The 22,086-nt window shown below is 36.3% G+C and carries 17 protein-coding genes; 7 read left to right on the plus strand and 10 right to left on the minus strand.

The features are described 5' to 3' along the window. Window positions 1-6 precede the first annotated feature (6 nt). From LZF87_RS09595 to LZF87_RS09605, 3 genes are all read left to right on the plus strand, one after another. Window positions 7-276 (plus strand): hypothetical protein, encoded by a 270-nt coding sequence (locus tag LZF87_RS09595; RefSeq protein ID WP_244338707.1) that lies wholly within the window; start codon window positions 7-9, stop codon window positions 274-276. Between the two features lie 180 nt (window positions 277-456). Further along, window positions 457-2,148, plus strand: coding sequence for an energy-dependent translational throttle protein EttA (gene ettA / locus LZF87_RS09600; RefSeq protein WP_244338708.1), 1,692 nt, complete (start codon window positions 457-459; stop codon window positions 2,146-2,148). Between the two features lie 118 nt (window positions 2,149-2,266). Then, a complete protein-coding gene (locus LZF87_RS09605) occupies window positions 2,267-4,495 on the plus strand; it encodes an ATP-binding response regulator (RefSeq protein ID WP_244338709.1) in 2,229 nt (742 codons plus the stop codon). A 74-nt stretch (window positions 4,496-4,569) separates the two neighbouring features. Here LZF87_RS09605 and LZF87_RS09610 read toward each other — a convergent pair whose 3' ends face one another. The 3 genes from LZF87_RS09610 to LZF87_RS09620 all read right to left on the minus strand — a co-directional run bounded on the left by LZF87_RS09610 (window position 4,570) and on the right by LZF87_RS09620 (window position 7,599). Then, a complete protein-coding gene (locus tag LZF87_RS09610; RefSeq protein WP_244338710.1) occupies window positions 4,570-5,019 on the minus strand; it encodes an Hsp20/alpha crystallin family protein in 450 nt (149 codons plus the stop codon). Between the two features lie 215 nt (window positions 5,020-5,234). After that, window positions 5,235-6,503 (minus strand): DEAD/DEAH box helicase, encoded by a 1,269-nt coding sequence (locus LZF87_RS09615; protein WP_244338711.1) that lies wholly within the window; start codon window positions 6,501-6,503, stop codon window positions 5,235-5,237. A gap of 61 nt (window positions 6,504-6,564) precedes the next feature. Continuing rightward, window positions 6,565-7,599, minus strand: a complete 1,035-nt coding sequence (locus LZF87_RS09620; RefSeq protein ID WP_244338712.1) for a formimidoylglutamase — start codon at window positions 7,597-7,599, stop codon at window positions 6,565-6,567. A 108-nt stretch (window positions 7,600-7,707) separates the two neighbouring features. Here LZF87_RS09620 and LZF87_RS09625 point away from each other — a divergent pair, with 108 nt between their 5' ends. Then, window positions 7,708-8,583 (plus strand): hypothetical protein, encoded by an 876-nt coding sequence (locus LZF87_RS09625; protein WP_244338713.1) that lies wholly within the window; start codon window positions 7,708-7,710, stop codon window positions 8,581-8,583. Window positions 8,584-8,743: 160 nt separating this feature from the next. On the opposite strand, the gene hutI is transcribed toward LZF87_RS09625, so the two are convergent. Continuing rightward, window positions 8,744-9,979, minus strand: a complete 1,236-nt coding sequence (gene hutI, locus LZF87_RS09630) for an imidazolonepropionase (protein WP_244338714.1) — start codon at window positions 9,977-9,979, stop codon at window positions 8,744-8,746. 70 nt (window positions 9,980-10,049) lie between these two features. Between hutI and corA the strand changes: the two genes are divergently transcribed. Beyond that, on the plus strand, window positions 10,050-11,132 hold the full coding sequence (gene corA, locus LZF87_RS09635) for a magnesium/cobalt transporter CorA (protein WP_244338715.1): 1,083 nt from the start codon (window positions 10,050-10,052) through the stop codon (window positions 11,130-11,132). On the opposite strand, the gene fumC is transcribed toward corA, so the two are convergent. The 3 genes from fumC to arsC all read right to left on the minus strand — a co-directional run bounded on the left by fumC (window position 11,129) and on the right by arsC (window position 15,863). Further along, window positions 11,129-12,511 carry a class II fumarate hydratase gene (gene fumC, locus LZF87_RS09640; RefSeq protein WP_244338716.1) on the minus strand — a complete coding sequence of 461 codons (1,383 nt, stop codon included), beginning with the start codon at window positions 12,509-12,511 and terminating at the stop codon, window positions 11,129-11,131. The two genes, corA and fumC, sit on opposite strands and share 4 nt — an antisense overlap. Window positions 12,512-12,868: 357 nt before the next feature. After that, window positions 12,869-15,424 (minus strand): TonB-dependent receptor domain-containing protein, encoded by a 2,556-nt coding sequence (locus LZF87_RS09645; RefSeq protein WP_244338717.1) that lies wholly within the window; start codon window positions 15,422-15,424, stop codon window positions 12,869-12,871. A 97-nt stretch (window positions 15,425-15,521) separates the two neighbouring features. Next, the gene (gene arsC / locus LZF87_RS09650) at window positions 15,522-15,863 is read right to left on the minus strand and encodes an arsenate reductase (glutaredoxin) (protein ID WP_244338718.1); all 342 of its coding nucleotides are present in this window, start codon (window positions 15,861-15,863) and stop codon (window positions 15,522-15,524) included. Window positions 15,864-15,971: 108 nt separating this feature from the next. Here arsC and LZF87_RS09655 point away from each other — a divergent pair, with 108 nt between their 5' ends. Then, the gene (locus LZF87_RS09655; RefSeq protein WP_244338719.1) at window positions 15,972-16,886 is read left to right on the plus strand and encodes a CPBP family intramembrane glutamic endopeptidase; all 915 of its coding nucleotides are present in this window, start codon (window positions 15,972-15,974) and stop codon (window positions 16,884-16,886) included. Further along, window positions 16,883-17,920: an AMP-binding protein gene (locus LZF87_RS09660; protein ID WP_244338720.1), complete on the plus strand. Its 1,038-nt coding sequence runs from the start codon at window positions 16,883-16,885 to the stop codon at window positions 17,918-17,920. The genes LZF87_RS09655 and LZF87_RS09660 overlap by 4 nt, the downstream gene beginning before the upstream one ends. A gap of 104 nt (window positions 17,921-18,024) precedes the next feature. Here the strand turns inward: LZF87_RS09660 and LZF87_RS09665 are convergent, their stop codons facing one another. The 3 genes from LZF87_RS09665 to LZF87_RS09675 form a co-directional block, all read right to left on the minus strand. Further along, window positions 18,025-18,450 carry a DoxX family protein gene (locus tag LZF87_RS09665; RefSeq protein ID WP_023572386.1) on the minus strand — a complete coding sequence of 142 codons (426 nt, stop codon included), beginning with the start codon at window positions 18,448-18,450 and terminating at the stop codon, window positions 18,025-18,027. 220 nt (window positions 18,451-18,670) lie between these two features. Beyond that, window positions 18,671-20,287: a M1 family metallopeptidase gene (locus LZF87_RS09670; RefSeq protein ID WP_244338721.1), complete on the minus strand. Its 1,617-nt coding sequence runs from the start codon at window positions 20,285-20,287 to the stop codon at window positions 18,671-18,673. 207 nt (window positions 20,288-20,494) lie between these two features. Then, the gene (locus tag LZF87_RS09675; protein ID WP_244338722.1) at window positions 20,495-22,039 is read right to left on the minus strand and encodes a S41 family peptidase; all 1,545 of its coding nucleotides are present in this window, start codon (window positions 22,037-22,039) and stop codon (window positions 20,495-20,497) included. Window positions 22,040-22,086: the final 47 nt, after the last annotated feature.

The raw sequence follows: 22,086 nt of genomic DNA on the forward strand, positions 1-22,086 counted from the left end.
GCAGAGTTGAAACTCGCTACTGCGGAGTTGAAAATCGTTACTACGTGGTTAAAATTCCCTACTGCAAAGTTGAAACTTGTTACTGCAAAGTTAAAACTCGTTACTGCAGAGTTAAAACTTGTCACTGCGAACTTGAAACTTGCTACTGCAGAGTTAAAACTCATTACTGCAAAATTAAAACTCGCTACTGCGGAGAGAAAACTCGCTGATCTAACGTATAAAAAAAGATTTTCACTACGTTTTCTTAAAAAATGTAATCTGAGAAAATCTGCATAATCTGCGAGAAATTAATTTATACGGTTTCTAATGCCGATCAGGGATTAAATTATCCGAAAATGCATTTACAGAATTGCAAAATCATCTTTTAAATTCTTTTATTTAACCTTATATTTGTCGGTATCTTTTTTAGGATACATATTCAGTTCAAAATCAAACAATAATCATAAACATTAAAGTATGTCAGACGATAAGAAAGTGATATTTTCGATGTCGAAAGTAAGTAAGACTTACTCAAGCACGAATAAGCAGGTTTTAAAAGATATTTACTTAAGTTTTTTCTACGGAGCTAAAATTGGTATCCTTGGTTTGAACGGTTCAGGTAAATCGTCATTATTGAAAATTATTGCTGGTGTTGATAAAAACTACCAGGGAGATGTGGTATTTGCACCAAATTATACAGTTGGTTATTTAGAGCAGGAGCCGCATTTGGATGAAACCAAAACAGTTATTGATGTTGTTCGTGAAGGAGTTGCCGAAACAATGGCAATTTTAGACGAGTTCAATAAAATTAACGATATGTTCGGACTTCCGGAGGTGTATGAGGATGCTGATAAGATGCAGAAATTAATGGATCGTCAGGCGGAATTGCAGGATAAAATCGATGCTGCAGGCGCTTGGGAAATCGATACTAAACTGGAAATCGCAATGGATGCTTTACGTACTCCGGATGCCGATACGCCAATCAGCGTGCTATCAGGAGGAGAGAAGCGCCGCGTAGCTTTATGCCGTTTACTATTACAACAACCGGACGTTCTATTATTGGATGAGCCTACCAACCACTTGGATGCTGAGTCAGTATTGTGGTTAGAGCAGCACTTGTCACAATATGCGGGAACAGTAATTGCAGTAACGCACGACCGTTATTTCCTTGATAATGTTGCAGGTTGGATTTTGGAACTCGACAGAGGAGAAGGTATTCCATGGAAAGGAAATTATTCATCTTGGTTGGACCAGAAATCAAGCAGAATGGCTCTGGAGGAGAAAACAGCTTCAAAACGTCGTAAGACTTTAGAGCGTGAGTTGGACTGGGTTCGTCAGGGAGCGAAAGGACGTCAGACAAAGCAAAAAGCACGTTTACAGAACTATGACAAGTTATTGAACGAAGATCAAAAAGAACTTGACGAAAAATTGGAATTATACATCCCGAATGGACCGCGTTTAGGGACAAATGTTATCGAAGCGAAAAACGTTGCGAAAGGATACGGAGACAAATTGTTGTATGATAATCTGAACTTCACTTTGCCGCAAGCCGGTATCGTTGGTATTATTGGGCCAAATGGTGCCGGTAAAACAACGATCTTCAAAATGATCATGGATGAATTGAAACCGGACAGTGGGGAATTCCACACCGGTGAAACAGTGAAAATCGCTTATGTGGATCAGTCGCATGCGAATATCGATCCGAACAAATCTATCTGGGAAAACTTTTGCGACGGTCAGGAACTGATTATGATGGGAGGCCGTCAGGTAAATTCAAGAGCTTATCTGTCACGTTTTAATTTCGGAGGAAGCGAACAGAACAAAAAAGTGTCTACGCTTTCAGGAGGAGAACGTAACCGCTTACACTTAGCCATGACGTTAAAAGAAGAAGGAAACGTATTGTTACTGGATGAGCCAACGAATGACTTGGATATCAACACGCTTCGTGCTTTAGAGGAAGGTTTGGAAAATTTTGCAGGATGTGCGGTGGTTATTTCGCACGACCGTTGGTTCTTAGACCGAATCTGTACACATATCCTGGCATTTGAGGGTGATTCTCAAGTGTACTTTTTCGAGGGAGGTTTCTCTGAATATGAAGAAAACCGTAAAAAACGTTTGGGAGATGTTGCTCCAACACGAATCAAGTACAAAAAACTTATCAGAGGATAAATGATATTAAAAGCGACCTTTTCAGGTCGCTTTTTTTACAACATTTTTTAATTATTTTTTGATTATTTGTAGCCGTTATTTGGTTTTTGTTTATTAAATTAACACTTTGAAATTTTTGATGAGCAAAAACATATTAAAATTCTCACTTCTGTTTATTCTGCTGGCTTTTCAGGGGGCGCTTGCTCAATCTGAATCAGTTAGCCATAAAAGTATTTCAAAGCTTTTATCGAAATCAGCTGAGCATTTTAATAATCTTGAAAATGGAAAGTCATTATCATATGCTAAAAAGGCATTAAATGAAGCCAGTAAGATTGAAGATAATCAGTTGGTCGCCAAAGCGTATAATCTGATAGGATTGAACTTTGAAGAGTTTTCAGACTACGATAAAGCCGCTGGTTATTATTCAAAAGGATTAAAATTCGCCAACCTTACAACTAATGATTCCTTAAAAGGATGGCTGCACAATAATCTCGGGAATTTATACTGTTACAGAAAAATCAATTTTGATAAAGGAATAGCTTCTTATAAGAGAGCTCTTTTCTATAAACAAAAAATAAAGGATTCAACCGAAATTATGTTTACGAACCTGAATATTGCCTCGGCTTATTTTGCCAAAGAGGATTATGTTTCAGGATTTCCCTATTTAAAACTTGCTGAACCGTTTGTTAAGAAGTTGAACATAATGGAATCGACCTTGGCGATGAATTCAATGTACGGTTCCTATTTCACCTTTAAAAATGAATATGCAAAAGCGGAGTCTTCCTTCAAGGAAGCACTAAAAGTTTGCCAAACCAACGATGTTGAAATTCTTGAAACCAATGTGGCGGAGTTGTATGGGGACATATCCAAGTATTATCTGAAAATAAAGGATTACAAGAATGCCTACCTATATTTAGAAAAGCACAATACATTAGAAGAAAAAATTTATAATGAAGCACGTGCCGATGAAGTAAAAATAGCCGGTTCTCATATAGAAGTAGACGAATATAAAAGAGAAATCGATAAAATAGAGAATGAAAAACTTGTGCAGATGAGCAGGTTGCAACATACACGATTAATAGTAGTAATGTTTATATTCATTTTTTTCATTCTTCTACTGTTAGTATATACGCTTTATAAAAATAATCAGCTTAGAAAGAAAACAAACAAGAAATTAAAATTGGCCAATGACGAGCTTATGATTGCCAAAGAACAGGCGGAAGAAGCTTCGCTGTTAAAATCTCAGTTTATTTCTACAATCACTCATGAGCTCCGAACTCCTTTGTATGGTGTGGTCGGAATTACCGACATGATTGCTGATGAGCACAGAGAACTTAAGAACAGCACCTATCTTAAATCCTTAAAGTTTTCTGCCAAGTACTTACTGTCATTAGTAAATGATATTCTTCAGGTTTATAAAATTGAAGAAAAGAAAATAGTCCTGGAAAATTCCATATTTAATCTTTCCGATGAATTGAATTCAATCGTTGACAGCCTACAATTCTTAGCAATAAAAAACAATAATCAGTTACTATTGGAAGTAGACGATTCAATCCCTGAATTTATTATTACGGATAAGGTGCGATTATCACAGATTTTCATGAATTTAGTGAGTAACTCGCTGAAATTTACTAAAGATGGTGAAGTGAAAATCTGCGCGAAGTTGGAACGTTATGAGGCTTCTTATTGCTTTATTACTTTCAAAGTGATAGATGACGGAATCGGAATTGCAAAGGAGCATCAGAAAAAAATATTTGAAAAATTTGTCCAGATTGAGCGAAAAGAGGACGATTATCAAGGAACCGGTTTGGGATTGTCCATCGTTAAGCAATTGATTTCTTTGTTTGGAAGCGAAATCCATTGTGAGAGCGAAGAGAATTTAGGTACGCAAATGATTTTTACGATTGGTTTTGATACGGATGAAAATCATCGCAATGACTTACTCAAAAACCTTGAAGTTGATTTTTCAGAAGAACATACCTATAAAGTATTGGTTGTTGAAGACAACAAGATTAACCAGATTGTGACGAAGAAAATATTGGATATCCGCCATTTTGAAAGTGTTATTGTTGATGATGGCTATGAAGCGATCAAGATATTGGAAAACAATACTTTTGATGTTATTCTGATGGATATCAATATGCCTAAAATAAATGGTTTTGATACTTCAAAACTTATCAGAAAAATGGGGATTAATACTCCTATAATTGCCGTAACCGCTTTCGATAAGCAGGAAATTATGGAGCAGATAGTGGCTTCCAAAATGAATGAAGTTATCGTGAAACCTTTTGATCCGAATCATTTGTATAGAATGATCAAGCATCTTTCCGAAAAAAAAGACGAGATAGTAAAGACGAAAATGAAATAGAATAGTAAAATAAAAAACCGTGAAGTTTATGATTTTAAATTTCACGGTTGTTTTTTAAATTCCAATCTGAAAAATTAGTGGATTGGAATGTTTTTTTTAGATTTCGTACTTCTGTTGTTGTTTTTTGGAATAGTCACATGTAAAATTCCGTCTTTGTAAACAGCGTCAATTTTTTCTTTTTCGGCGGCATCAGGGAGATGGAAAGAACGATGGAATGAACTGTAATTAAACTCTTTTCGTGTATAATTACCTTTTTTGTCAGTTTCCTCAATTCGCTCTTCTTTCTCCGAAGCAATGGAAATTATTTTATCTTCAATTTCAACTTTAAAATCTTCTTTTTTCATTCCCGGAGCAGCCAAATCAATATGATATTCCTCTTCTGTTTCGGATAAATTAACAGAAGGAATCGTGGTACCCATATTTCCAACATTTTTTAACCCCCATTCTAACATGTTTTTAGGAAAGAACTCTTCTAAAAAGGTATATGGGGTAGGTATAAAATCTTTTTTAGCTAATAGTCCCATAATTTTTAGATTTAAATTAAAAAATAATTCATTTTGCCAAATTTACTAAAAATGATGGATTGCTAATATTAATGAAATATTAAAATGTTGATATTTAGTGATTTGTGATTTTTGAAGTTAGATTTGCTAAATTTTGAAGCCGATGTTTCTGAAGTGAAAACGGACTATATGATTAACAAACATCTCTTTTTCCTGAAACATATACAATTAAGTGACTAATACCAGCGTTTTTTCTTTTTCTTGGACGCTTCTGATTTTCGCGAATTAGAACTTTCTTTTTTATTCGAGTCCTGCGGTTTCTTTTTATTTCTGAAATCAGGTTTAGCATCCGGATTCTTTTCCTGTTCGGTCCATTGGAAAGGATGGTCGGTAACTACTTTTATTTTTTGACGAGTTAGTTTTTCTATATCCTGCCAATAGGTTTTTTCGTCTTTGGAACAAAATGAAATGGCCATACCCGAATTACCGGCACGACCAGTACGCCCAATTCTGTGTACGTAGGTTTCGGGGATATTCGGTAAATCGAAATTAATTACATATGGCAACATTTCAATATCGATACCTCTGGCAGCAATATCAGTAGCTACTAAAACGGTAGTTTCGTTTCTTTTAAAGCTTTCCAGTACTCGTTGTCTTGCACTTTGTGATTTATCTCCGTGAATAGCCTCTGCGTTAATATGGTGTTTCTTTAGTGCCTTTACCACATTGTCAGCGCCGTGTTTCGTACGCACAAAAACCAATACGCTTTCCAGTTTCTCCCCTTCAATAATTTGGTAAAGAAGGTTTCTTTTATTTTCTTTATCAACAAAATAAACTTTCTGATTTACTTTTTCGGCTGTACTGGAAATGGGGGTAACGGAAACATATTCAGGTTTTGTTAAAAAACTGTCGGCTAATTCACGGATGGCAATCGGCATTGTCGCAGAAAATAATAACGTCTGACGATTATCCGGCGTTAGTTTGATAATTTTCTTTACATCATTGATGAATCCCATATCCAGCATCAGATCAGCTTCATCCAAAACCAAATGGTGCAAGTGATCCAAATTGATAAATCCCTGTTTGTTCAAATCCAATAAACGTCCCGGAGTGGCTACAAGTACATCAACACCTTTTTTTAACTGATCTACTTGTGACGTCTGGTTTACACCACCAAAAATTACCAGCGATCTTATGTTGGTATATTTTCCATAGGTATCAAAACTTTCGCCTACCTGAATGGCTAATTCACGCGTAGGAGTAACTACTAAGGTGCGAATGTGCTTTACTTTGCTGGAAGAGCCTACAATGCGGTGTAAAAGATTCAGAATCGGAATGGCGAAAGCCGCTGTTTTTCCGGTTCCTGTCTGTGCACATCCTACCAAATCAAATCCGTCAAGGATAATCGGAATGGATTTTTCCTGGATGGGAGTAGGATTGGTATATCCTTCATCGTTAATGGCGTGCTGTATATTTTTGAATAAATCGAGTTCGTTAAAAAGCATAAAAAAAACGATAGTGTTTAGTGACTATCGTTTACAAAAGTACTCTAAAATTTCGAGATTGTTATTTATTCGATTTCGCTTTCATGAAATCGGTTATCAGATAGGCGATTAATTTACCGACAAGATGGTTGTTTTTATCAAAATCCAAATCGGGAGCACCTTCACAAATATGTAGGTAAGAAGCATTGTCATTCTGTCCGAAATAATGCAGAAACTGTCGCAACTGCTCAACTGAAAAACCGCTCAATGTCATGGCGCTGCTCGGAATGTTTGGTACAGCATCCAAATCGATTTCAATACCGAATGGGTCGCTACCGACATGTTTTTGGGCCAGTTCCATTTCTGTTTCGAAGTTTTTCTCTTTTCGAACAGCTATTTCTTCATAAGTATTGAATTTGATTTTGTCTTCAGTTCTTTTGATGCTTTCCAAAATACTCTTGGAAGTATAGCTTTCATGTAAACCGAAAATGAAATATTTTTTCAGGAAACCTTCTTCGTAAGCATAGGAAAATCCGTTTCCACTATGTCTTCCTTCCAATGCTCTAAAATCGGTATGAGCATCGAAATTAACTGCATTTACCGGTTTTCCTTTTGCTAAGGCCAGGCCTTTGATATTCCCGTAGGCGTTATTATGTCCGCCACCAATTACAATCGGAGTTTTTCCTGCTTTGATAATCTGACAGATAATATGCGATACTTCTTTGTCGATTTTATCAATAAGTTTAAAAAATACCTTTTTGTCGTCTTTATTGGTAATGTCCAGATTGGCTGCAGCTTCCATTTCTTCCCTTACGTTGAGCGTACCAAGAAGAATAACCCGACTTCCTTTGCAGAATTTATTGTTTTGGATGTTTACAAGACTTTTTACAGCGCTTTCCCAAGCCGAAGCCGTTCCCCGACGCCCTAAATTAGCCCGTACTCCAATATCTTCCGGAATTCCTAAAAGAACAAATTCGGCAGAACTTGTTTTAAGGAATTCAATAATATCGATTTCTTTCGGAACTGTTTGAATCCGTTCTCCAAACTTGATTTCTGTATTTCTGTGATTGGTGATTTTTGTCAGATCACTTACTGTAAAACGGATGAGTTTCTCCATAAAAAAGCTAAAATGATGCTCCCAAAAATACTATTTTATCCAAAACTACCGTTTAGGAATTAGGTTTAAATAAAAAAAAAATTAAATTTGAAGAAAATCTAGTTAACTATGGAAAATCAAAAAAGTAATTCAAGCTTAAAAGCTATTATCGTTGTTTTAGTACTATTGTTATTGGGAAGTTTAGGGTATATGTACAAGATGAGTACTGATAATCAGACTTCTGAAAATAAAATGATGTCAGAAAAAGAAAAGTTGAGCGAAGAGTTGCAAGCTTCCATTGCAAAATATGATGAAGCGATTGCAGCTAATACAGAGCTTTCCGATGAACTGTCAGCAGAAAGAGAAAAATTAGTACAATTAAAAGCCGAATTAGAAAAATCCCAGGGCGATGTAGCTTCGTTGAGAAAATTTAAGGATAATTATGCGCGCTTAAAACGCGAAATGGACAACTTAATGAAAGAAAACGATGCATTGAAAAAAGAAAATACAGTGCTTACAACTCAGCGTGACAGTACTCAGGTTGTATTGGAAGATACCCGTAAAGTGCGTGATACTTTAGTTGCTAAAAACGATAACTTGGCAAAAACGGTGGAAAGAGGTTCAAAACTTTCTGTTTTAAATCTTCAGACAACGGCTGTGAAACAAAGAAGTTCTGGAAAACAGATCGATACAGACAAAGCAAGCAGAGCTGATGTGTTAAAAATCAGTTTTATGATCGCAGAGAATCAGATTGCTAAATCTGGAGATAAAACATATCATATCCAGGTTATTGACAGCAAGAATAATGTTTTAGGAGATAAAAAGACAGAGTCTTTCGGTGAAAAAACGCTAACCTATAGTTTTGAGAAAACAGTTAAATACGAAAACAAAACGGTTCAGGTATCACAAGATTTACCGGTTAAAGATATTGAAGGCGGTATTTTCTACGTAAATATCTTTGATAAAGGAGAGTTGGTTTCTAAAACAAGTTTTACATTGAGATAATTAACTATACTTAGTTTATAAATAAAAGGCTGTCATTTGACAGCCTTTCTTATTGTGTTTTATTCTTGTTATTTTAGGTGTTTCGCCGCAGACTTGCAGATTTTTTATCTTTTTAATCTTTGAATCCGTGGTTGTTATTTTTAACCTGGACATTTTTTGATTAAATCAATTTTCCGTTGATGATAACCTGTTCAATCAAATTGGTTCCAAAAGCATATGGCAGTTGATAATAGGAGGTAAGCGGTTTGGTGATTATAATACTCGCAGATTTTCCTTTGGTAATACTCCCGTGTGTTTCGGAAATTCCCATGGCATATGCTCCGTTGATTGTTGCTGCATTAATTGCTTCTTCGGGAGTCATTTTCATTTTGATGCAGGCAGTTGCTACTACAAAATTCATATTTCCTGAAGGAGTTGTTCCCGGATTGAAATCGGATGCCAGCGCTAATGGTAATCCAGCCGAAATCATTCTTCGTGCCGGAGTATAAGGAATACTTATAAAGTAAGAACAGCTTGGTAAGGCAACTGGCATGGTTTTGCTGTCTTTTAAAGCTGTGATATCATCGTCGGTTACAATTTCTAAATGATCGACCGATAAGGCATCATGCTTTACGCAGGCTTTAATTCCGTCGATTGTTGTAAACTGATTTACATGGATTTTTGCTCTCAGTCCGAATTGTTTTCCGGCTTCCATAATCCGTTCTGTTTCTTCTATTGAGAAATAGCCTGTCTCCAGGAAAGCATCAATATAATCAGCTAAATTTTCTTTCGCAATTCTTGGAAGCATTTCGTTGATAATTAGATCGATGTAAGCAGAATGGTCTTCTTTGTATTCCATCGGAAAAGCATGCGCTCCAAGAAAAGTAGACTTGATTTTTATCGGAAAGTTTTCGGAAAGCCTTTTGATAACTCTTAGCATTTTCAATTCGCCTTCAACAGTTAAGCCGTAACCGGATTTAATTTCCACAGCACCGGTTCCCTGTTGCATAACTTCTTCCAGGCGCACTTTCGATTGGTTGTAAATTTCTTCTTCGGAAGTGGCGTTAAGTTTTTTTGCCGAGTTTAAAATCCCTCCGCCACGATTTGCAATTTCTTCATAACTCAGCCCGTTGATGCGATCTACGAATTCTTGTACACGATTACCGGCATAAACAATATGGGTATGACTGTCGACCCATGTTGGAAGTACTGCTTTTCCGGCAGCATCAATAACTTTGTCAAAATGACCATCCGGACAGTTGCGCATTGTTCCGAAATCGGCAATAAGGTTGTTTTCAATAATTAAAAAAGCATTTTCAATTTTTGGTAAAACTGCCATTTCGGCACCCGAAACTTTGTCGATGTTGCTTTCGCGAACCTGTAAAAGTTCTTTTATATTTTTGATAAGTATTTTCATCGCCTTAATTTTTTGGTAAATGTAAAATGGAATTTTAAAAACTCCTATCTTTATATCAAATTATTCGGTTTTGAGGAAGATTAAATACAAGAAAGGACGTAAAGCGCAACCTAATTTTTACGAATACACGGGGGTTCACAGAACGCATCCTGTGGAAATGCAGTTGTTTGTATATGATGAAAATCGCTATGAAGAATACCAGAAAGTACAGTTAAAGAAGGTAGATGAGGAGCTTAAAGATAAACGTCAGGTAAATGATGTTAAGTGGTTAAATATACACGGTTTGCATGATTTGGAACTGGTGAAAAACGTTGGTAATCTCCTGCAGGTGGAGCCCTATATAATCGGTGATATTCTGAATACCACGCGTCGTACAAAAATGGAAGAACTTAATGATACATTGTTCTTCAGTATTAAATCGATTTTACCGGAAGAAGATTTATACAGTGTCCGTGTAGAACAAATCAGTTTTATCCTTAAAGAAAATCTTTTGGTTTCTTTTCAGGAAAAAAAGAGTGACTTTTTCACGCATATCCGCGAGCGTATCAGAACCAATTCCGGAATAGTATGCAAAAAAAAAAACGATTACCTTTTGTATCTTTTGCTGGATGCTGTCATGGAAAATTTCTATATCACTATTGAGAATTATGAAGACCGTATTGAAGCGCTAATGGTTGAATCTAAAACGAATCACCGTCAGGATGTTTTGATACGAATAGAAAATAACCGTGAAAATCTTAATTTCCTGAAACGTTCTATTGTTCCGCTAAGGGATGCCTTGTTCAGTCTGAAGAGTTTTCAGGACGACAGGGATTACAATGGAATAGAAGTTGCCAATTATACTTTTTTCGCCCGTTTGCATCAAAAATGCCTCGAGCTTCTGGAGCAGATAGATTACGATTTGAATTCGTTGGATAGTGCTTCTCATTTTCATTTTTCGGCGCAGAGCCAGCGAATGAACGAGATTATGAAAACGTTGACCGTGGTTTCAGTGGTGTTCATACCGTTAACCTTCATTGTAGGGGTATATGGAATGAATTTCGATTACATGCCTGAATTGCGGCAGCAAAATGGCTATTTTTTAGTGTTGGGTTTCATGTTTTTGGTTGTTGTTGGGATGGTGTTTTATTTCAAGAAGAAAAGATGGTTTTAAACCATGTCTTCCGGTTTTACCCATTCGTCAAAATCTTCAGCTGAAATGTAACCTAGGCGAACAGCTTCTTCTTTTAGGGTTGTACCGTTTTTATGTGCTGTTTGGGCAATTTCCGCCGCTTTGTAATAGCCTATTTTTGTGTTCAAAGCGGTAACCAGCATCAGTGAATTGTCGACTAATTCTTTGATTCGTGCATAATTTGGTTCAATACCAACGGCGCAGTGCTCGTTAAAAGAAACACATGCATCTCCAAGTAATCTGGCCGATTCCAAAAAATTAGCTGCTATCAATGGTTTAAAAACGTTAAGTTCATAATGTCCTTGGGTCGCGCCAATTGTAATGGCAACGTCATTTCCCATAACTTGGGCACAAACCATCGTTAAAGCTTCGCATTGCGTCGGATTTACTTTTCCGGGCATGATGGAAGATCCCGGTTCATTTTCAGGAATATGAATTTCTCCAATTCCGGAACGCGGACCCGAAGCCATCATCCTTATGTCATTGGCGATTTTATTTAGTGAAACTGCTAATTGTTTTAGGGCTCCGTGTGTTTCTACCATAGCGTCATGAGCGGCCAATGCTTCAAACTTGTTTTCGGCAGTTTTTAGAGGCAATCCCGAGAATTTTGAAATATATTCTGCCACTTTCACATCGTAACCTTCAGGAGCGTTCAAACCTGTTCCTACGGCTGTTCCGCCTAAAGCCAATTCGGATAGATGGGAAAGTGTGTTTTTTAGTGCTTTTAATCCGTGATTTACTTGAGACGCATAACCCGAAAGTTCCTGTCCGAGGGTTAGGGGAGTAGCGTCCATTAAATGTGTTCGGCCAATTTTGACAACATTTATAAATTCTTCCGATTTGGATTTTAGCGTATCACGCAACTGTTCTATTCCCGGAATAGTGGTTTCAACGATAGCTTTATAGGCAGCAATATGCATCGCGGTAGGAAAAGTATCGTTTGATGATTGTGATTTGTTTACATCGTCATTGGCTTTGATAAATGGTTCTTCTCCGATTTTCTTACCGGACAAAACCTGAGCTCTGTTAGCAATGACTTCGTTTACGTTCATGTTACTTTGTGTGCCCGAACCGGTTTGCCAGATTACCAACGGAAAATTATCGGATAATTGTCCGGCAAGGATTTCATCACAAACTTGAGCAATGGCATCACGCTTTTCGGTAGACAAGACACCTAAATCAGAATTAGTGTAAGCTGCCGCTTTTTTCAAATAAGCAAAAGCCTCAATAATTTCTTTTGGCATGGAAGCCGGTTCACCAATTTTAAAATTGTTTCTTGATCGTTCGGTTTGTGCACCCCAGTATTTTTCTGAAGGAACACGTACCTCACCCATAGTATCTTTTTCTATTCGGAAGTCCATGATATCTGAATTTTTCCTTAAAATTAATGAATATCAGTCGTTTAATAAGTATTGTTAAAATAAATTTAAGAGAAGTATTGTCCACCCTGAATTTTCCCCGTATATTTGGCTCGAATTCATAAAATTCCGGAAAACATGTTTGAATTTAAACAGTATTTAGGCTTTTTACTTTTCTTAGGAATCTTTTTGACAGGATTTTGGCTTATGCTATTCTTAGTGAACTTCGTGTTTTACTGGGTAGGAGGAGCAATCTTCGAGCAAATTAAAGAGAAGAGAAATAAAAAGCGTGATGAATAAATTAGAAAACTAATTATTCTTACAATAAAAAAGTCCCGATTTATCGGGACTTTTTTTATTTTAACCTCCAATGAAGTCTTCGCCTTCACCAACATTTTTAGGCTGTCTGTCTTTATCAGTTTTCTTTTTATTGAAACGATATGTGAACGATAAGTTGATTTGTCTTTCACGGCCCTGCATTTCTGTATGAGTTATTGCAGATGGTAAATTACTGTCGAAAATCCTCTTTCTTGAATTAAAAAGGTCATTTACGTTTAGAGTAACAGTTCCTTTGTCTTTTAATACATCTTTACTGAATGCTAAGTTTGCAGAAGCAACACCTAAACTTTTTCCCTGTGCATTTTCCTGTGGTGCATTGTAGGTAACATTGGTTTGCCATTCAATAGCATATGGTAATGTAATTCTTGAAGAAACACGTGTAAACCAGGTAAAAGCAATGTTGTTGAAATCCTGTATTACAGTTTCTCCCAAATAATTTACGTAAGTGTAATCTCCTTGCGTTTCATTTCTGAAGAAGTTGAAATTCCCGTTTAATTTCCACCATTTGTATGGAGTGTAGTTTAGTGTAAATTCAAAACCTCCACGGTATTCTGTTGCAAGGTTAATTGGAGTAGTTTCGATTACAGGGATTCTGATATCCGGAGCACCTACAACAATAATTTCTCCTGTATTAGGATCAACTATATCTGCTCCGTCAACAACCGTAACTGCATATTTTCCTGATTCTCTTTGAACGAACTGAAATGAGTTTTCAGTATGATTTAAATAAACAGAAGTAGTAAGCGTCAATTTATCCCATTGTTTCATGTATCCAATATCAAAAGCATTCGTCATGGAAGGATCCAGATCCGGATTTCCTTTAAAGTAGGCTATGTCGCTGGAATAACTTGAGAACGGGTTTATAAGACGGCCTCTCGGACGGTTAATTCTTTTGCTGTAATTTACACTGACACTGCTTCTTTCTGCTAATTCATAAGTCAAAAACAAGCTTGGGAAAAGATTGTTGTATTTTTTATTATTGAATTCGTTAGTTGTCAGTAAATTGATATCGATATTTGAATCTTCAAAACGAAGACCTGCTAAATAACTGAATTTACCTATTTTACTACCGTACTGTGAATAAACAGCGTTTATCTTTTCCTTATAATTCAGTTTGTTTGTTAAGTCTTCATTGATGATTCCTGAACCTGGTCCCACAGCAGGGTCGATATCTTCCTCAACTTTATAATCAGTTAACATATCGGAAAAATCTCCTTTGTATCCGGCTTCAAATTGCCCTTTACCAATAGGTAAAACATAATCCGTTTGTGCCAGAGTACGATTTTGCTTCTGAAAGTTTATTGTTCCTGTTATTTCCGGTGCAGCTGAGCTTCCTAGAATAGTTTCCTTAATAATAGAAATATCATTGTCATGATTTCCGGAAACCGAAAAGTCAGCCGTTAATTTATGTCCTTCTTTTTTAAAGTTTTTGGTAATGTTGGAAGAGAAGTTAAGGTTGTCATTTTCATTGGTCTGATCATTATAACGATTTCTGATGTACATTAACTCACGATTTGCATCATAGTTGTAATAATTTACATCTTCTGGATTTCCTCCTTCATTTTTTGAAAACCCTACCGAGTTTGTCCAGCTTAAGGATTTGGTTAAATACCATTCCAAACCAAAATTGTTGTTCTTTCCTCTTCGTTCTCTGTCATTCTCTCTTGTTTCCTCGATGTATGTTGGTGATCCGGGTGAAGGGGTTGTGTATTCAGAGTTTCTTAGGTAGTTACCCGGACTCGTACTGTTATTGTAACCAAGATTGGTGAAGAAATTGAAATTCTCACCTCTGAAATTAAAATTACCTGTTAGGTTATAGTTTTCAGGATAGCCCACCGTGCCGGTAACACTACCATTAATTCCTTGGTTTTTTCCTTTTTTAAGAACGATGTTCACTATACCGGCACCACCTTCAGCTTCATAGCGGGATGAAGGGTTAGTGATTACTTCAACTTTTTCGATGGCATCTGCCGGAAGCTGCTTTAAGGCTTGCGCTACGTTTACACCAATCATTCCTGATGGTTTTCCGTCGATAAGTATTTTTACGTTTTCATTCCCTCGTAAGCTTACATTTCCGTCAACGTCTACCGAAACGGAAGGAACGTTATCCAAAACATCACTAGCAGTACCGCCTTTTACAGTCATGTCTTTACCGACATTGTATACCTTTTTGTCTAATTTTATTTCAACTGCAGCTTTTTCGGCAACGATAACAACTTCGTCCAATTGCTTGGAATCTTCCACAACGGCAATTACACCAAGATTTGTATTGGAATTGATGGCTTTGTCTTTAAATTCTACCGTCTTAAAACCTAAAAATTCGATTTTGATATAGTAAACACCCGCAGGAACATCAAATGAAAATTCTCCTTTTGCATCCGTCATTCCTCCGGAAACCAATGAAGGGTTTTTCGTGTTTTGAACATAAACACTAGCGTATTCTAAAGGCTGATTCGTAGATTTTTCAATAACTTTTCCCGTTACTTTCACTTTTTGAGCTTGTGGATTTTGCTGTGAAAATGAAAATAACGAGGTTATCAGTACTAAAAAAGTTACTAAAGATTTGATATTTTTCATGTATAATTTGGTTTGATTTGCTTCTTAAGACTGCAAAAATATCCTTTGGTTTATGCATGAATTCCCAAATCTTTGTTAAAACGAAGATTGAATAATTCTAAATAATCTCCAGAATCTTTTCGGTCGGTCGTCCAATTACCGCCTTATTACCATTGATAATTATGGGTCTTTCGATTAAAACCGGATTTTCAGCCATAACAGTAATCAGTTCTTCATCAGAAAGGTTTTGATCTTTATACGATTCTTTCCAAAGCGATTCTTTTGTTCTGACTAATTCAATCGGCTTACAATTTAATTTTTGAAGTATTCCGGTCAGCTCTTCTAATGAGATCTTTTCATCAAGGTATTTAACGGTATTAAACTCGATGCCATTATCTTCCAATAAACAAACTCCTTCTCTGGATTTACTACATCTTGGATTATGATAGATTGTAATCATGGTTTTTATATTTTCGGCAAAAGTACTCCATAAAATTTAAAAAATGAAGTATATTGCGATATCACAAAAATTCCCCAAAACCTACCTGTTTTTTTTAAAAGCGTACCTATGTTTATTGAACAAATAAAGAACAAAGATTTTAATTTCATACTTTATCTGCCTGTTTTACTTGGATTTACAGGATTAATGTTAGCTAATTATCTGATGACTCAGGATGTGAGTGCCGATGCGCTTATGGATCAGATGATTGAAAGCTGGGGCAGCAATCTCACGTTTGTTTTTGTAATTATCCCATTGTCGTTAATGTGCCTCGGATTATTGTTTTGGGTTAAATTCATCCACAGACAAAGTATTAGAAGCCTCACAACAGCAAGAAAGAAAGTAGACTGGAGCAGGATTTTTTTCTCTTTCGGGTTATGGGCATCAGTTTCCGCTTTACTGACGTTACTTTCCTATTTGTCGTCGCCTGAGAATTTTGTGTTTAATTTTGAACCAATTCCTTTTTTTACTTTCATGATTCTGGCTGTAATTTTGATTCCATTGCAAACCAGTTTTGAGGAGTACTTATTTCGCGGCTATCTGATGCAGGGTTTAGGTGTAATAACCAACAGCAGATTTATCCCTTTTTTAGTTTCGTCGATTTTGTTCGGATTAATGCACATTGCTAATCCGGAAGTTGGGAAATTGGGTCTAGTTATCATGATTTACTACATAGGAACTGGTTTTTTTCTGGGAATAGTAACTTTAATGGATGACGGATTGGAGCTAGCTTTGGGATTTCATGCTGCCAATAACTTAATTGGGGCTCTTTTGGTTACAGCGGATTGGACAGCTTTTCAGACGAATTCAATTTTAAAAGACATTTCCGAGCCTACAGCCGGATTTGACATTATGGTTCCGGTTTTCATAATTTTTCCAATGTTGCTGTATATTTTTGCAAAAAGATACGGATGGAGTGACTGGAAGGGGAAATTAACTGGGAAACTTGTTCAGGAATCTGATATTGAAACAAAAGAAATATGATGGATCGTTTTCTGAAAATACATTCTGATTTTAAGTTCAACGGAAAACAATATGATTCAGCCGGATTTTATTCGTTTGCCAAAGAATTGACGAATTCGGATGAAGAGTTTGAAAGACATTTGTCCAAATTTGTTTTGGAATGGTTTGATGAAAATGACTATGTTGAAGTTGTAACTTCCGGAACAACAGGAACTTCTAAAATAATCCGACTGAAGAAAGAAGCAATGGTGAATTCGGCAATAGCAACAGCTGCTTTCTTTGATCTGAAGAGCAATTGCAAAGCTTTACATTGTTTACCAATGCAATATATAGCCGGAAAAATGATGTTGGTTCGTGCGATGGTATTGGGCTGGTATTTGGATTTTGTAAAACCGGATTTGCATCCGCTCGACGGAAACGATAATCACTATGATTTTACGGCTATGGTTCCACTTCAGGTGGAAAATTCGATTGAGCGATTGCATCGTGTAAATAAAGTAATTATCGGAGGTGCAAAATTGAATCCGGATTTAGCCAATAAGTTGAAACAGCTTCCGACAGCTATTTACGAAACTTACGGAATGACAGAAACCATTACGCATATCGCGGCAAAACGAATTCAGGATACTGCTTTTTCTGTATTGCCGGGTATTGTTGTTTCTGCAGATGACAGAAATTGTCTGATTATTGATGCTCCCCGATTATCCGATACAAAAATTGTCACCAACGATGTAGTGGAGTTACAGGAAGGAAATAAGTTTGTTTGGCTGGGTCGCTTTGATAATGTGATAAACAGCGGAGGAGTAAAATTGTTTCCTGAAAGAATAGAGGAGAAGCTCGGAGGAAAAATTCCTTATCGTTTTTTTGTCGTTGGTAAACCTGATGCTTCGCTTGGGGAAAAACTGGTTTTGGTTATAGAGGGCGGTCCATATGAACTTGAAACATCTCTTTTTGATGATTTGGATAAATACGAAAAACCGAAAGAAATTTTATTTGTACCTAAATTTTCCGAAACAGAAACCGGAAAGATCAAACGAGCTGAAACTATAAAATAAATGAACCACAAAGCTGCCTTTTAATGTTCACATCGCCCACACGACGAAGGTTAAGCATGCTTTGTGGTTATTTTGAAAAAAAGTTGTTTTGCTTTCGCTTTTATTTATTGCTGCATTTTAAAATAATAATCTGCTGAGTGTTTGCCGCTTCCATAGAAAAGGAAGAATATACAAACTAACAGCGATACTGATGCAAGAATGAAATTCTGAGTATAAAATGGTCCCATAAAGTTAACGGCAATCGCCCCGATTAAAATTGGTATTTGTGCCAAAATTGCCCATCTTGTAAGTAACCCGAAGATAATCATTATACCTCCCATCATATGTGCTGAAGCAATGTAATGAATCATTAACATCTCACTGCCAAAATTCTGCATCGAATTCAAAATGATTTCATGAAGGTAATGTTTGTTTGTGATAAAAACACCCCCCATGACAATTAAAAAAATTCCAAGTGCCACTCGCAACACATCCAGCGGATAACTGGTATGTGAGTTTGCCCATTTGTTTAAATTTTTTACAGTATCCATGGCTTCTCTTATTTGATTAGTTCTAAATTATTAATAACGAATTACTTATCGTAATTTTTCCGTCGAAAAGAACCTTAAAATCGATGAAGTGTTTTTTTGTGTGGAATTGGCTATAAATAAAAATAGTGCTATTAAAACCGGATAATTGGAGTAATAAAAATAAAAAAAATCCCGGGAATTCCGGGATTTAGCTTTCATATAAATGGTTACCTAAACAAGTTTATTGCTTGGAAATAGTGTAGAACATTTTCAGTTTGTTGAACTCCACTTTATCTATACTTGCTTTAGGAATACTTTGCCAGTTGTTTGTAGTGTTTATCCTTGTTGTTTTTCCATTTAAGGTGTATTCCAATGGCATTTCAAAATTAGCTACATCGGTTTTCCAGCGTATTTCCACATTCTTTCCGTTTTGACGTACTTCTAATGCAGGAATGTTTTTATAACGTAAGTATTGATCAAAAACGGGAGTCAGATTCATACCGGTTTCCTTATTGAAAAAAGTGACAACGGTTTCTGTATCGATGATTTTATGACGATAGGTTTCAGAGTATTTTAAAATCATTTTCCACCATTTGGCATCGTCATTTACAATGTGACGAATTGTGTTCAATAGTAAAGAACCTTTGTAATACATATCACCGGAGCCTTCATTGTTTACGCCATAATGCCCAATAATTGGTTTGTCATTTCGAACGTTTGCACCTTGTCCGTTAACATATTGCAATGCTTTTTCATAACCCAGCGTACATTCCACAAAAACGGCTTCGGAGTAGGTTGTAAATCCTTCGTGGATCCAAATATCTGCAATATCCTTTGATGTCACGCTGTTTCCAAACCATTCGTGGCCTGTTTCGTGAATGGTGATGAAATCAAAAGTCAATCCTATGCTTGTGTGGCTGTTATCACGTCCTAAATAACCTTTTAAGTATTTATTTCCGTAAGCGACAGCACTTTGGTGTTCCATGCCTAAATAAGAAGTTTCAACCAATTTATAGCCGTCTTCTTTAAAAGGATAGGTGCCGAATTTCGATTGAAAGCAATCCATCATGCGTTTTACATCGGCTTCAAAATGTTTACGGGCTTTCTCTTCGTTCTCACGTAATACATAATAATCCAAATCCAAACCTTTATAATTATCGTGAATATGAACATAATCAGCAATATTTACTGTGATATCATAAGTGTTTATCGGACTTTTAACTTCCCAGTCCCAACGGGTATAACCGTTTTTCAAATCTTCCGAACCTAAGAAACGGCCATTAGAAACATTCATTAATCCGTTAGGAACCGCCACTTTAACAGAAGCTCCAAAATCCGGCTCATCACTTTGCGTATCTTTAACTGGATACCATAAACTTGCACCGGTTCCTTGTACCGCAACACCAATCCAGTCTTTACCCTGGGCATCTTTTTTGAATACAAAGCCACCATCCCACGGTGCATTTTTTGCAATCAATGGTTTTCCTGAGTAGTAAAAACGGATTTTGCCTTCTTTTCCAATAGGCATAGTTCCGTTCAAGTCGATGAATACGGCGTGATTATCCCTTTTGTATTTTAATTTCTTCTTATTGAAAACAATACTGTCCACATTCATGTTGTCGAACAGGTCAATTTGGATTTTGTTAGTCGGTTCAGCAATTTTAAATGTTATATCGTTATAGCCGACAATGGTTTGAGTTTCAGGATTGATTTTGATATTCAAATCATAACGCTGCACGTCAAAACTTGTACGTTCATGGCGTAAACCGCCCTGAAGCGAGTCTTTTCGGGTAAAATGTTGTGCTGTTGCCTGTTGCAATCCCAAAAGGAGTAGGGAATAGAATAGAATGTTTTTCATATCTTAAAAATAAGTATAATATAGGTCTCTTAAAAAAATCATCCAAATAAATCTAATGATTATTAGTATTGTCATAATTGCACCGGGATGTGTCCAATCCCATTTGAATTTACTTTGTTTATTTTTCATAAAGTTTAAAAAAATCCACTGAAGTATAAGTAGCAGATTCTGTTGTTTTGTTACGTTTTGCGGATGCTATTTTCAGGATTACTGATTGGCTTTTATATCTTGTAAAATCCATTCCATTTCGGGATCCCTGTCTTCAATCCGATCTTTCAATGTAGGTATGATGACCTTGTCCGGAAATATGCCGCGTCCGTCAACAACAGTTTCATAATTAGAGGAATTGACCATTAATCCGAAACGAATATTCAATTTGGAATGAGGAAGTTTGGAAACATACATTTTCCCGGCCACCGTTCCGTTGAATGCCCCTCCGGTTTCTTCTCCTACGAAAAAAGCCCTTCCGGAACCTTTAAGGTTTGAAGAAATAAGACTGGATGCTGAAATGCTTCCGCCATTAATCAAAACATAGATTTTACCTCCAAAAGCAATAGGACTAATAGATTCTGGTTTTGTTTCCACACTGAAATAGTAGTTTCCGTCTGATTTTTTATGAGTTTTAAAAAACATATACGGGTAATAGACAGGAATAATTAAGGCTCTGATTATTTTGACACCGAAAGAACTGTCTCTAAAGTACTCCCCGCTTAACATACTTGTTTTAGAAACTACCTGGGAGTCATCCATGAAAATGAACGTACCATCCGCTAAATAGGTGTACAGATGAGCTATTTCATCCAGCCTTCCTCCGGGATTATCTCTTAAGTCTAGAATCAGTGTTTTTGTGCCGTACCGGTACATTTTGGTAAAGCTATCATTGTAAAAACCATAGTAATCTCCTAATGAAAACTCGTTGATTTTAAGAATTGCTATGCTGCTGTCTTTCTCCATGAACCGGAGGTTTCTGTTGTATGTTCCTGTAATCGGATCGTATCCACGGGTGTTTTTCTTTTCTGTTTTGTTTCTTGTCTTTTCTTTTTTCTTTCTTTTGTTGTCGGCTGTTTTTAGCGAATCGATTTCACTCCTTTTAATTACCGATGTTTTTAAGGTGTCGTTGTGTTTGAAAGCATATTTAATGCTGTCCTGAATGCCATTTTCTAATGTATAATAGATTGAAAAACTTCTTGATAATTCATTTCTCTTAAAGGTTTTGTTGAAGCCGTCTGAAGTGAAACGAGTTGTATAGGTTTGGAGTAGGTCAGGGGTGTTTTTGTTGTTGATAGCCACAACCTCGGTACCTGGTTTGATTGACTTGTCTTGAGAATTGTTTTTAATAATGTATAACTTATTATCATGAATATCGAATTCAAATTGAGACAGTGGTCCAACTCCTTTTTTTGCATAGGTATCTCTTTCTTTTTTGGACAAGTGTCTCGGTAAAGGATATATAGATGTGTGTCCTTGTTTTATGGCAGCAATGACCGGACTTATTTTTGTGTAAAACTCAACACTTGTCATTGGTTTAGTGATAGTCGATTTTAGGCTGTCAAATTTATAGTCCAGGGATTCTTTGCTGATGTACCAATATAGTTTCGGGTGCAGTTTTCGGAGTTTCTTGTATGTAAAGTCGACATCGGCTTTTAAATTTTTCTCGGATATCATTTTTTCCGGAAAAAGATTTTTATTTCTGACCGAATTGCAGCCTGCAAGTACACTAAGTGCTAAAAAAACTAGTAATGTATTTTTCATTTCAGAAGGGTGTTGAAAATCGGCACTCCTAAAATTACGAATTATTT

It is taken from the genome of Flavobacterium enshiense (assembly GCF_022836875.1).
In the GTDB taxonomy this organism is placed as follows: domain Bacteria; phylum Bacteroidota; class Bacteroidia; order Flavobacteriales; family Flavobacteriaceae; genus Flavobacterium; species Flavobacterium enshiense_A.